The 13,253-nt window shown below is 64.6% G+C and carries 11 protein-coding genes; 8 read left to right on the forward strand and 3 right to left on the reverse strand.

Annotated features, from left to right (window positions below):
* The 8 genes from RTQ83_RS13120 to RTQ83_RS13155 form a co-directional block, all read left to right on the forward strand.
* Positions 1–602, forward strand: a 602-nt coding sequence (locus tag RTQ83_RS13120) for a glycoside hydrolase family 88 protein (RefSeq protein ID WP_312515113.1), incomplete at its 5' end; no start/stop codon positions are given.
* Positions 603–619: 17 nt separating this feature from the next.
* Entirely contained in the window at positions 620–1,876 is a 1,257-nt protein-coding gene (locus RTQ83_RS13125; RefSeq protein ID WP_312515116.1) for a DUF2264 domain-containing protein, read from the forward strand.
* 501 nt (positions 1,877–2,377) lie between these two features.
* Complete coding sequence (locus tag RTQ83_RS13130; protein ID WP_312515119.1) at positions 2,378–4,093, forward strand: RecQ family ATP-dependent DNA helicase; 1,716 nt, start codon at positions 2,378–2,380, stop codon at positions 4,091–4,093.
* A 14-nt stretch (positions 4,094–4,107) separates the two neighbouring features.
* Positions 4,108–5,199 carry a ligase-associated DNA damage response exonuclease gene (locus tag RTQ83_RS13135; RefSeq protein WP_312515121.1) on the forward strand — a complete coding sequence of 364 codons (1,092 nt, stop codon included), beginning with the start codon at positions 4,108–4,110 and terminating at the stop codon, positions 5,197–5,199.
* Complete coding sequence (locus tag RTQ83_RS13140; protein ID WP_312515124.1) at positions 5,192–6,826, forward strand: ATP-dependent DNA ligase; 1,635 nt, start codon at positions 5,192–5,194, stop codon at positions 6,824–6,826. The genes RTQ83_RS13135 and RTQ83_RS13140 overlap by 8 nt, the downstream gene beginning before the upstream one ends.
* Before the next feature lie 8 nt (positions 6,827–6,834).
* Entirely contained in the window at positions 6,835–9,327 is a 2,493-nt protein-coding gene (locus tag RTQ83_RS13145; protein WP_312515127.1) for a ligase-associated DNA damage response DEXH box helicase, read from the forward strand.
* Positions 9,324–9,974: a ligase-associated DNA damage response endonuclease PdeM gene (gene pdeM / locus RTQ83_RS13150; protein WP_312515130.1), complete on the forward strand. Its 651-nt coding sequence runs from the start codon at positions 9,324–9,326 to the stop codon at positions 9,972–9,974. The genes RTQ83_RS13145 and pdeM overlap by 4 nt, the downstream gene beginning before the upstream one ends.
* Positions 9,975–10,105: 131 nt before the next feature.
* A complete protein-coding gene (locus tag RTQ83_RS13155) occupies positions 10,106–10,813 on the forward strand; it encodes a hypothetical protein (RefSeq protein ID WP_312515133.1) in 708 nt (235 codons plus the stop codon).
* A 166-nt stretch (positions 10,814–10,979) separates the two neighbouring features.
* On the opposite strand, the gene RTQ83_RS13160 is transcribed toward RTQ83_RS13155, so the two are convergent.
* The 3 genes from RTQ83_RS13160 to RTQ83_RS13170 all read right to left on the reverse strand — a co-directional run.
* On the reverse strand, positions 10,980–11,771 hold the full coding sequence (locus RTQ83_RS13160; protein ID WP_312515145.1) for a helix-turn-helix domain-containing protein: 792 nt from the start codon (positions 11,769–11,771) through the stop codon (positions 10,980–10,982).
* Positions 11,772–12,172: 401 nt separating this feature from the next.
* A complete protein-coding gene (locus tag RTQ83_RS13165; protein ID WP_312515136.1) occupies positions 12,173–12,817 on the reverse strand; it encodes a response regulator transcription factor in 645 nt (214 codons plus the stop codon).
* A gap of 108 nt (positions 12,818–12,925) precedes the next feature.
* Positions 12,926–13,253 (reverse strand): universal stress protein (locus RTQ83_RS13170; protein ID WP_312515139.1); only part of this gene is annotated, 328 nt, incomplete at its 5' end.

Here is a 13,253-nt window from a genome sequence, read left to right on the forward strand (position 1 = left end):
GGCGCTACCTCGACAAGCTGCACGATTACTTCGACTATGCCAATAGCATCATGTATGACCCGGACGAACAGCTTTACTACCGCGACGCCAAGTACGTCTATCCACGCCACAAGAGCGTGAACGGCAAGAAGGATTTCTGGGCGCGCGGCGACGGCTGGGTGTTTGCCGGGCTGGCCAAGGTGCTGGCCGACCTGCCGCCGAATGATCCGCAGCGCGCGCGCTACGTCGAGCGCTTCCAGGCGATGGCGGCGGCGATCCTGCGTGCCCAGCGTCCGGAAGGCTACTGGACGCGCAGCATGCTCGACCCGGGCCATGCTCCGGGACCGGAAACCAGCGGCACCGCCTTCTTCACCTATGGCTTCCTGTGGGGCATCAATAACGGCTTGCTGCCGCGCGAGCAGTACTTATCCGGCGCGCTGCTGGGCTGGAACTACCTGACCACCATCGCGATACAGCCGGACGGCAAGGTTGGCTATGTACAGCCGATCGGCGAACGCGCGATTCCCGGACAGGTCGTTGACCGTGATTCGACCGCCCACTTCGGGGTGGGTGCGGTGCTGCTGGCGGCAGCGGAGATGGCGCGCCTGGCCGAGCGCAAATAATAATTCAAGGAGATACCATGCAACGTCGTCATTTCATGCGGACACTGGCCGCAGGCTCGGCCGTGCCCGGTCTGCTGACTGCGGGTCAGTCCGGCGCCGCCGTGCCCGCTGCCGGAGGCGAGCGCGCTTACCTGCTGCGCCTGCTTCAACAGATGGCCGAACCGGTGCTGGCGCCGATGTCGAAGGGGCAGCTGAAGAAGACCTTCGTGCTCGAAGTCAGTCCTACCTGGGATGGGCGCGACCGCTCGGTCGCTTACCTCGAATGTTTTGGCCGCATGATCGCCGGCGTCGCGCCCTGGCTGGCGCTGCCGGCCGACGCTACGCCCGAAGGCGCACTGCGCCGGAACATGCAGCAGATGGCGCTGCAAAGCTTCGTCAATTCGGTCGACCCGAAGAATCCCGACTATCTGCCGTGGCGCGTGCATCCGCAGGCGCTGGTCGATTCGGCCTACTACACCAACGCGCTGCTGCGCGCGCCCAAGGTGCTGTGGGAACCGCTCGATGCGGTGACCAAGGCGCGCATCGTCACCGAGATCAAGTACCTGCGCCGCATCGAGGTGCCGTCGATTAACTGGCTGCTGTTCGCCGCCATGAACGAAGCCTTCCTGCTGTCGATCGGCGAGGAATACGACCCGATGCGCATGAATGGCGCGATCCGCAAGATCAACGAGTGGTATGTGGGTGACGGCTGGATCAAGGATGGCCAGGACTTCCACTTCGACTATTACTGCTCGTATGTGATGTGGCCGATGCTGCTGGAAGTGCTCGACGTGCTGGTGGCAAAGAAGGGGCAGTTCTGGAACGGCAAGCCGGAGGAGTTGCTGGCGCAGGCGACGCGGCGTGCGCAGCGCTATTCCGAACACCTGGAGCGCTTCGTTGGACCGGAAGGCACCTATCCGCCGGTCGGCCGCTCGATCACGTATGGCACCGCCGTGTTCCAGCCGTTGGCGCTGCTGGCCTGGCGCAAACAATTGCCGAAGTCGTTGCCGGAAGGGCAGGTGCGCGCCGCGCTGCATGCGGCGCACCGGGCGATCTGGGATGCGCCGGGCAATTTTACGAAGGATGGGTATCTGACGATTGGCTTCCGCGGGCATCAGCCGACGCTGGGAGATTCGTATTCGAACAATGGCAGCATGTACATTGCTTCGGCAGGGCTGCTGGCGCTGGGACTGCCTGCGGACGATTCGTTCTGGACCGCGCCCGTTCAGGACTGGACGCAGAAGAAGGCGTTCAACGGTGTGGCCTTCCCGAAGGACTATGCGGTAAATTATTGATCAGCAGGATCCACGTAGGATTGGCGGCTATGCCGCCGACGCGTCGATTGTTATCCGTGCCGAATTCGTGCCGAATGATCTTGCTGCCGACTATCACCGCGTCGGCGGCGAGGCCGCCAACCCTACGGTATTGGTGGAGCGAAAGCGGAACGTTAGTGGAACGAGAACAGCAAGGTGCTGGACAACGCTTCCGACTCGAGCAGGAACCACGTAGCTGCGCTGGCAAGGGCCAGGTGGACTGCGGTCCACGTCATTGGATGGCGGCGCGACATGATGATTCTCCCGAGTGATGCATTGCTGTTGACGATGGTGACATCTTAAGTCGCCACCGTTGCTTACGGCATCGGCAAAAAATCCGTCGCACTGTAGGAATAAACCTCGGACCCGATCCTTGTCGCATATTTGTCACGAGATGGTCAGGCCAAAAGTTGCGCTCCTACGCCTGAAGTAGGTTGCGTCCTATAGTCGAGTCATCAGGGTGAAATATAAAGTTGGGCCATCATGACCCGACACGACCCGACCCTCATGCACCGCGGCCTGCTCGCCGTGCGCCGCAACACCATCCGCCGCCTCCTCAACGCCGTGTTCGGTATCGCGCAATTGCGCGACGGCCAGCAACGCGTGATCGACAGCGTACTCGATGGCAAGGACACCTTGGCCATCATGCCCACCGGCGGCGGTAAGTCGCTGTGTTACCAGATCCCGGCCAAGATGCTGGAAGGGATCACCATCGTCGTCTCGCCCCTGATCTCGCTGATGAAGGACCAGCTCGAGAAGCTCGAAGAGCTCGGCATCCGTTCGGTACAGGTCAACAGCAGCCTCAACGCCGAGGAAGAACATGCGGCGATCGAGGCGATCGAGACTGAAGCCTGCGAAATCGTGTTCTGCACGCCGGAGCGACTGGTGTCGCCCGAGTTCATCGCCGTGCTGCAGAAGGTCAAGCTCGACATCGTCGTGATCGACGAGGCCCACTGCATCTCGCAATGGGGCCACGATTTCCGTCCCGCGTATATCGGCCTGAGCAGCGCGCTGCAGGCGATCGGCAAGCCGCCGGTGCTGGCGCTGACCGCCACCGCGACCGAGGAATGTATCGCCGACATCGGCAAGCAGCTCGGCCGCAAGCTGAACGTGATCAACACCGGCGTCTACCGGCCGAACCTGCATTACGGCGTCGTGCAAGTCACCAGCACCGCCGAGAAGTACCAGCAGGCGCTGCGCCTGGTGCAGGAAACCGAGGGCGTCGGCATCGTGTATGCGGCCACCGTCAAGGCGGCCGAGGAAATGCTGGCCGTGCTGGAAGAAGCCGGCGAGTCGGTCACGCTGTACCACGGCAAGCTGCCGGCGGCCGAGCGCAAGGTTAACCAGGACCTGTTCATGGAAGGCGAGCGGCGCGTGATGGTCGCCACCAACGCCTTCGGCATGGGCATCGACAAGAGCGACACCCGCTTCGTGATCCACCTGCAGATCCCGGCCAACCTGGAATCGTATTACCAGGAGTCGGGCCGCGCCGGCCGCGACGGGCTGGATGCGCAGTGCACCTTGCTGTTCCTGCAGGACGACAAGCGCCTGCAGCAGTTCTTCCTGATGAAGCATTACCCGAGCGCCGAGGAGCTGCAACTGGTGCACACCGCCGTGCGCGGCCTGGCCGATGATGGTCCGGTGACACTGGCACGCATCAACGAGGCGCTGGAAGATATCGCCGACGCCAACATCAAGGTCTGCCTCAAGCTGCTCAAGGACGCCAAGCTGCTGCGCCAGAACCGCAAGCTGGAATACGTGCCGGCCAACAGCGAGCCGAAGCCGGGCGTGTTCGCGGCGCTGGCCGAGGTCTATGTACAGAAGCAGGAGCACGACAAGGAAGCGCTGAACCAGATGGTGAGCTACGCCGTGAGCGGCTTCTGCCGCTGGAAGCTGATGCTCGACTACTTCAACGACACGGTGGACGGCTTCGAGAAGTGCTGCAAGTGCGACAACTGCCTGAATCCACCGGCCGCGACCTTGCTTGATGACATCGAGATCCGCGACGACGAGTTCGACCGCGAACCGGCGCCGGCACCGGCCGGCCCGCACTTCGAGGTCGGCACTCACGTGCGCTCGGCCAAGTATGGCGAAGGCGTGGTGCTGGCCGTCGCCGGCGACCAGGTGACGGTGCAGTTCCCCGATGACGAGAGCCGCACCTTCCTGGCCGATTATCTCGATCCGGTCGCGGCGGCTTAAGGAAGGGCGGGCGCATGGGAGACATGGTCGTCGTTCGCAAGGAGGGTCTGTACTGCGTACCCGGTGATTTCTACATCGACCCGTGGCGCCCGGTGCCACGCGCCGTGATCACCCATGCCCATGGCGACCATGCGCGCTACGGCAGCGGCCACTACCTGGCGGCCGCGCCCGGCGTCGGTGTGCTCAAGTCGCGCCTGGGCGACATCTCGGTGGATAGCCTGCAGTACGGCGAACGCGTGACCCACAACGGCGTGACCGTCTCGCTGCACCCGGCTGGCCATGTGCTCGGATCGAGCCAGGTGCGCATGGAATGCGGCGGCGAGGTGTGGGTAGCGTCCGGCGACTACAAGGTCGAGCCGGATAAAACCTGCGACCCGTTCGAGCCGGTGCGCTGCGATACCTTCATCACCGAATCGACCTTCGGCCTGCCGATCTACCGCTGGCAGCCGGAGCAGCAGCTGATGGACGAGATCAACACGTGGTGGCGCAAGAATGCGGAAGAGGGCCGCTGCTCGGTGGTGTTTGCCTACTCGTTCGGCAAGGCCCAGCGAATCCTGGCCGGGCTGGACGCGAGCATCGGGCCGATCGTCTGCCACGGCTCGGTCGAGCCGTTGAACCGCGCTTACCGCGCCGAGGGCGTCGACATTCCGCCGACCGTGCTGGTGAGCGATGTCGACAAGGCGGCGCTGCGGCGCGCGCTGGTGGTGGCGCCACCATCGGCCAGCGGCTCGCCGTGGATGAAGCGCTTCGGCGACTACAGCGATTCCTTCGCCAGCGGCTGGATGCTGCTGCGTGGCGCGCGGCGGCGGCGCGGTGTCGATCGCGGTTTCGTGCTCTCGGACCACGCCGACTGGCCGGGCCTGATGAGCGCCATCAAGGCAACCGAAGCGGAGCGCGTGATCGTGACCCACGGCTCGATTCCGACGCTGGTGCGCTGGCTGTGCCAGAACGGGCTGGATGCCTCGGGCTTCGATACCGAGTACGGCGACGAGGAAGAGGATGAGTCGACGCCGCCTGCTGGGGCAGCTGCTTCGAAAGAGGCGGCGAAAGAAGAGGACAATGTCGAGGAAGTGAAGACTGGCGCGGCGGGAGATGCCGATGCGTGAATTCGCCCGCCTGTACGCCGACCTCGACGAAACCACCTCCACCACGCGCAAGCTGGAAGCGCTACAGGCCTACTTTTCCAGCGCTACGCCCGAGAATGCCGCCTGGGCCGTCTACTTTCTCGCCGGTGGCAAGCCGCGCCAGGCGGTGCCGACCAAGCTATTGCGCCAGTACGCGATCGAATACGCTGCGCTGGACGAGTGGCTGTTCGACGAGTCGTATCACGCGGTGGGCGACTTCGCCGAGACCATCGCCCACATCCTGCCGCCGCCAACCGAACGCTCGGACGTCGGCCTGGCGGTGTGGATGGAAGAGCGCATCGCACCCCTGCGCGGCGCGGAACCACTGCGTGTGCGCGAGGCCTTGTTCTCGTACTGGAATGAACTCGACTGGCGCGAGCGCTTCCTGCTCATCAAACTGATCGGCGGGGGATTCCGCGTCGGCGTGTCGAAGCTGCTGGTGACGCGTGCGCTGGCCGCGATCGCGGCGGTGGACAGCAAGTTGATCGCGCAGCGACTGATGGGCTGGACCGACGGCCGCGTCAAGCCCACCGCCGCCGGTTTCCTGCAGCTGATCGCCGAGCAGTCTGACGAAGAGCACAAGCTGCGCGGCGGCCAGCCGTATCCATTCTTCCTGTCGCACCAACTCAATGGCGATCCGGCGCAGCTGGGCGAACCCGACGACTGGATCGTCGAATGGAAGTACGACGGCATCCGCGCCCAGCTGGTGCGGCGCGAAGGCCAGAGTTATCTGTGGTCGCGCGGCGAAGACCTGATTACCGAGCGCTTTCCCGAGCTGGCGGCGGTGCGCCTGCCGGACGGGATGGTGCTCGACGGCGAAGTGCTGATCTGGCAGCCCGATTCCTCGGTGCCATCACCATTCGCCGACCTGCAAAAGCGCATCGGCCGCAAGACCCTGAGCGCCAAGCTGCTGGCCGAACTGCCGGCGGTGCTGTGCTGCTACGACTTGCTGGAGCTCGATGGCGTCGACCTGCGCAATCTGCCGCAGCACGAGCGGCGCGCGCTGCTCGAGGCCGAAATCGCCAAGCTCGATGCGCCGCAGCTGCGCCTGTCGCCAGTAGTGGAGGCCGACAGCTGGGAAGAACTGGCGGAGTTGCGCGCCGGTTCGCGCGAGCGCAGCGTCGAAGGGATGATGCTCAAGTCGCGTGTCGCGCAATATGGCGTCGGCCGCACCAAGGACGTCGGCACCTGGTGGAAGTGGAAGATCGATCCGTACGCAATCGACGCCGTGCTGCTGTACGCTCAGCCGGGCAGCGGCCGGCGCGCGTCGCTGTACACCGACTACACCTTCGCGGTGTGGGATGGCGAAGGCCAGGAGCGCAAGCTGGTGCCGTTCGCGAAAGCGTATTCGGGCCTGACCGATGCCGAGATCGCGCAGGTCGACAATGCGATCCGGCGCACCACCATCGAAAAATTCGGGCCGGTGCGTTCGGTGAAGCCGACCATGGTGTTCGAGATCGGCTTCGAGGGCATCGCGCTGTCGCCGCGCCACAAGGCCGGCATCGCGGTGCGCTTCCCACGCATCCTGCGCCGGCGCCAGGACAAGCCGGTGGAAGAAGCCGATACGCTCGACACGCTCAAGGGTTTGCTGGGAGCGGCCAGCGCATGAGTCGCACCATGAGTAGCAGCGAAGTCGTGATGGACAATCCGGTCAGCCGCCGCATCGACGCCTGGTTCGCCGAGCGCAAATGGACCGTGTTCCCGTTCCAGCGCGCGGTGTGGGATGCCGCGCTGGCGGGGCAGTCCGGGCTGCTGCACGCGAACACCGGCGCCGGCAAGACCTTCGCGGTGTGGTTCGCGGCGCTGCAACGTGCCGGGCTCGAAACCGGCCGTGCCAAGGCGGGCTTGCGCGTCTTATGGATCACGCCGATGCGCGCACTGGCCGCCGATACCCAGCGTGCGCTGGAGGATTCCGCCGCCGAACTGATGCCCGAGTGGCGCATCGGTGCGCGTACCGGCGACACCAAGGCCAGCGAGCGCGCCAGGCAGACGCGCAGCATGCCGGCCACGCTGGTGACGACGCCCGAGAGCCTGACGCTCATGCTCAGCAACGCGGCCTCGCATGAGCAGTTCCGTAACCTCGACATGATCATCATCGACGAGTGGCACGAACTGATGGGCAGCAAGCGCGGGGTGCAGGTGCAGCTGGCGCTGGCGCGGCTGCGGCGCTGGCGTCCGGAATTGCTGGTGTGGGGCGTGTCGGCGACGATGGGCAACCTCGATCTGGCGCGCCAGGTGCTGCTGGGAGGCTCCGAAGGTGACAATGCGGGCACGCTGATAGAAGGCGATACCCGCAAGCAGATCGTGGTCGATTGCCTGATTCCCGAGAACGTATCGCGCTTTCCGTGGGGCGGCCACCTCGGCCTGCAGATGCTGGGCCCTGTGATCCGAGAGATCGAGGGGCACGATACGACGCTGGTGTTCACCAACACCCGTTCGCAGTCCGAGATCTGGTACCAGAACATCCTGGAGGAGCGTCCCGACTGGGCCGGCCTGATCGCGCTGCACCATGGCTCGCTCGACCGCGAAGTGCGCGAATGGGTCGAGCTGGGGCTGAAGAACGGCATCCTCAAGGCGGTGATCTGCACTGCGAGCCTGGACCTGGGCGTGGACTTCCTGCCGGTCGAGCGCGTACTGCAGGTGGGAAGCGCCAAGGGCGTGGCGCGCCTCCTGCAGCGCGCGGGCCGTAGTGGCCATGCGCCGGGGCGGGTCTCGCGCGTGACCCTGGTGCCGACCAACAGCCTGGAACTGCTGGAAGCGGCCGGCGCACGCAAGGCGGTGGCGGCGCGCCGCATCGAAGGGCGCTACGTGCCGAACAAACCATTCGACGTGCTGGTGCAGCACATGGTGACGATCGCGCTGGGTGGCGGTTTCCGCTCCGAAGAGCTGTTCGACGAGGTGCGCCAGGCCTGGTCGTACCGCCACCTGACCCAGGAAGAATGGCAGTGGGCGCTCGACTTCGTCGCGCGCGGCGGCCAGAGCCTGACCGTGTATCCGGAATACCGGCGCGTGCTGCCGGACGAAGAGGACGTGTACCGGGTGCCGGATACGGCGATCGGACGCCGTCACCGGATGGGCATCGGCACCATCATGTCGGACGCCACCATCCAGGTGAAGTACATGAGCGGGGGACGCATCGGCAGCGTCGAGGAATCGTTCATCTCGCGCCTGAAGCCGGGCGACCGCTTCCTGTTCGGCGGACGGATCCTGGAATTCGTACGGGTGCACGAGATGACAGCATTTGTGAAACGCGCCACCGGCACCAAGGGCGCGATCGCGCGCTGGCAGGGCGCCAAGATGCCGATGTCGAACGAACTGGCGCACGCAGCGCTGGAAGAGTTGCGCCTGGCCGCGCAGGGCGTGTTCGACGGGCCGGAAATGCGCGCCATCCAGCCGCTGATCGAGATCCAGGAAAAGTGGTCGGCGCTGCCAACCTCCGAAGTGCTGGTGCTGGAATCGATGAAGAGCCGCGAGGGGTATCACCTGTTCGTGTATCCGTTCGCGGGGCGTTCGGTGCATATGGGGTTGGCGTCCCTGATCGCGTTTCGCGTCGGGCGGGTGCAGCCGATCACGTTCTCGATTGCGATCAACGATTACGGTTTCGAGCTGATGGCGCCGGAGCCGGTCGACTGGGCCAGCGCCTTCGATGCGCCGACCGGCGCCGGCGTCGGCCTGTTCGATACCGAGCGCCTGCTGGAAGATGTGATCGACAGCCTGAATGCGACCCAGTTGTCGCAGCAGCGCTTCCGCGAAGTGGCGCGCATCGCCGGGCTGGTGTTCTCGGGCTATCCGGGGCAGCCGAAGTCGAACCGCCAACTGCAGGCATCGTCGTCGCTGTTCTTCGAGGTGTTTCGCAAGCACGATGCCGGCAACCTGCTGCTCACCCAGGCCGAGCGCGAGGTGATGGAGCAGGAACTGGAACTGACGCGCCTGCGCGACACGCTGGACGAGCTGCACGGGCGCCGCATCGCTTTTCGCGAGGTGCGGCGCGCCACGCCGTTCGGCTTCGCGCTGATGGTCGAGCGCTTCCGCGAAAAGGTCAGCACCGAGAAGCTGAGCGACCGCGTGGCACGCATGGTGCGCGAACTGGAAAAGGCGGCAGCGGCATGAGTGCGGTAGCGGTGCGCGTGGCCGGCGAAAACCTCCTGCTCTTGCCGGAGAAGGCGATCTACTGGCCTGCCGAGAAGATGCTGATCATCGCCGACATCCACTTCGGTAAGGCAGCGGCGTTTCGTGCATTGGGCGTGCCGGTGCCGCGCGGGACCACGTCCGAGAACCTGGCCGGGCTCGATGCGCTGGTGGCGCAGCATGGAGCGCAGCGGGTGGTCTTCCTCGGCGACTTCCTGCATGCGCGCGCGGCGCACGCCAGCTCGACCCAGCTGGCGATGCTGGCCTGGCGCCAGCGTCATCCAGACCTGCAGTTGATGCTGGTGCGCGGCAACCACGACCTGCATGCAGGCGACCCGGCGGCGGCGCTCGGAATCGAGCTGGTCGATGAGCCGCACCAGGTGGGGCCGTTCGCGTTCTGCCACCATCCGGATGTCGAGACGCCGGGTTATGTGCTTGCCGGGCACGTGCATCCGGTGTACGTGCTGGCCACCCGTTTCGACGCGCTGCGCCTGCCGTGCTTCGTGGTGGGGCAGGACCGCATGATCCTGCCATCGTTCGGCTCCTTCACCGGCGGCCACGCGGTCAAGCCGGAGCCGGGCGACAACATCTACGTGACCTCGGGCGACGCCGTCCACAGCGTTCGATAACGAACCGACCCTGTCCTTACGCAGGCGTAACTTCTATCTGAACCGAGAGCGGTCTCCATGGCCGCTCATCCATGTATTTCCGCTAATTTTAGGAAGGGATAGTTATGCGCCTTCATCGGATTCTTTTGGCCATGGCGATCGCCACGGCGCCACCAACGACGCTGCTGACCAGCAGCGTGGCCCACGCCCAGGTGCCGCCTGCGGGCGGCCGCACCGACGGGCTGATGGTTACCGGCTTCGACGTCCAGCAAATTTCGAGCCTGGCGCCGGGCAACCAGCTGCATTTCGACGTGTACGCCACGTCGGGCGCCAGCGTCACGCTCAGCATCGACGGCGCCACCCGCGGCCTGCACCTGAACGAAGTGGAGCCGGGCCAGTATTCGGGCACCTACACGATCGGCGACCGCGACCGCCTGCGTCCCGACAGCAAGGTACGCGCCGACACGCGCCTGGGCGGCCAGACGGTGGCCAGCATGCTGACCAAACCGATCGTGCGCTCGGATGTGCCGCTGCAGCCGCAAAATGAGCGCCGCCTGACGCCGGGCGGTGGCGCACCGGGCGCGGCGCCACCGCCACCACCGCGCGAGACCGAACGGCCGCGTGTCGCGCGCTACTGCACCAGCTGCGCGATCGTCGAGAAAGTGGAAGTGATCCAGCCGTCGACGGCGGATGCGCGTCCGCTGGCGACCGAGGTGCGTTCGCGTGAGCGCTATCGGGTGACGGTGCGCTTCAATACCAGCGATTCGACGCAGGCGATCGAGTATGACAACAATCCGGGGTACCGCAAGGGCGATCGGGTGCGGGTCAATGATGGGGTGTTGTCGCTGGAGCGGGATTGAGCGGCAGCAGCGTGCGCTTTTCATCCTCTTACTTGCTACTAGCTGCAACCCTTCTTTTGTTACCCAGAAAGCCGTCATTTCTGCCAGTGGCAGGAATGACGGTTTTAGGGGTAACAAAGGAGTGAAGCTGACGATGCTTGATGCTCAGCGCTAGATACCCGGCTGATCAAGCCGTCGCCAACATCTGATCATCCCCTGACTGATCCACTTCCGCCTTCGCCTTCGCCCCTTTGGTGCGCGAGCGCGACGGTGGCAAGCGGCGCAGGGTCTTGAGCGCCTCGGCGTCCTTGATGCCGATGGTGCGCTGGTCCACCGTGATCAGCCCGATTTCGTTGAACGCCGACAGCGTGCGGCTGACCGTCTCCAGCGTCAGGCCCAGGTAGCTGCCGATCTCATGCCGCGTCATGCGCAGGTTGAACAGCTTGCTCGAGTAGCCCATCGCGGCAAAGCGGTCCGCCAGCGACACCAGGAAGCGCGCCACGCGGGCTTCGGCCGACAGGGCGCCGAGCATGCCGATCATGGTCTGCTCGCGCACCAGTTCGCGGCTCATCACGCCGTACATCATGTTCTCGAGTTCGCTGTGCACGCGGCCCAGCGCGGTCAGTTTCTTGAACGGCAGCAGGATCAGGTCGCAGTCGGACAGGGCCACCGCCTCGGATGCATAGTGACGGGTATGGATGCCGTCGACGCCGAGCATGTCGCCCTTCATCGGGAAGCTCAGCACCTGCTCGTTGCCGAACTCGTCGATGAGGACGGTCTTGAGGAAGCCGGAGTTGACGATGTACAGGGTGTCGAAGGCCTGGCCGATGGTGTGCACGCGCTGGCCGGTCTTGAACTGGACGTGCTGGAACAGGAGTTCTTCGGAGCTCACCGACACGCTGGCCGGGATGCGGAGCAGGTCGCAGACTTCTTTCAGGTTGGACCAGAGACGGCCCTGGCGCTGGCGCCCGGCCTCCATGGGCGAATGCAGGGTCGGCTGGGTGACGTTGCGTTGTTCTGACGTTGGCTGGGACTGCATGCTCTTCTCCAGTAAGGAATTCGGTGCTTCAGGCGACCCTGGCAGTTCAAGAAGTGAACTGCGCCGCGTCAATCATCAAGGACTGACGCTGTGACTTGGATCGCAAGCAAGTCGAAACGCTGAATTCAGTATGCCAACACGAGTCCGGCACGAATATCAGCGTTGCCTGAATGTGTAGGTAGGACAGATGGTGAGCTTGTAGGACTTTTCCGACTCAACGCGACAGTTGCGCGAATGGCGGAGCGGCTTCGGACGATGAGAGGGGGCGTTCCGAACGCCGTAGGGTGTTGCATCGACGCACCGCACCAAACTGTGGCGCGGCGGTCAAACGAGATCGAGGTTCAGGCTTTCATCGGCGACAGCAGGCGGTGCGCCACCGCGTACTGCACCATCTCGGACAGCGAACTCATCCCCATCTTTTGCATGATGCGGGTCTTGTGGGTGCTGACGGTCTTGACCGACAGGTGCAGGCTGTTGGCGATCTCGGTAATCGACTTGCCGCTTACCAGCAGCGAAAAGACTTCGAATTCGCGGTCGGACAATTGCTTGTGCAGCAATTGCTCGGTGGGCGCCATGATGTTCAGCGCCAGCTGCTCGGCCACTTCGGTGCTGATGTAGGGCCGGCCCGAGGCCACCTTGCGGATCGCGCCCACCAGCTGGGTGCCCGCGCTTTCCTTGGTCAGGTAACCCTGGGCGCCGGCGCGGATCGCGCGCACCGCGTACTGCTCTTCTTCGTGCATGGTCAGGATCAGGATCGCCAGCTTGGGCGCTTCGCTGCGCACCTGGCGGATCAGGTCGACGCCGCTGCGGCCCGGCATCGACAAATCGAGCAGCAGCAGGTCGAAGCCGCCCTGGCGCACCAGCGCCAGTACCTCGAAGCCATTGGTGGCTTCGCCGACGATCTCGACCTCGGCAGCGCCGTCGAGGATGCGCTTGAGCCCTTCGCGCATGATGGTGTGGTCATCGGCAATGACGATTCTTACCATGTTCGTTTCCTTGAACCGAAGCGGTTTCCGACCCGCTTCAGGTTAGCACATCGTTCCGCTGCAAAGTGCTCGTCAGACCAAATCATGCGTGCCGGGTCAGGCGCCGGTTCAGGATGCGGCCGGTTCGGCGATCAGGCGGTGCACCAGCACCGGCTTGGTCGTGTGCGACAGCACCTTATTGGTGACGCTGCCAAGCAACAGCTGGTTCCAGCCGCTGCGGCCGTGCGAGCCCATGAAGATCAGGTCGCAGCCTTCCTGCTCGGCGACGTCGGCGATCTTCAGCGCCGCCGAATCGGAAAACGCCGTCATGCAGCTGTGCTGCAACCCGGCGCCGGTGCACGAGCGCACGATCTTGCCCATGTATTCCTCGCCCATGCGGCGCATCTGGGCGATGTATTCTTCTTCGCTGGGGTAGGAAGGCGGGATGATCTCGACG

Source organism: Massilia sp. (assembly GCF_031995545.1).
GTDB lineage: Bacteria > Pseudomonadota > Gammaproteobacteria > Burkholderiales > Burkholderiaceae_D > Telluria.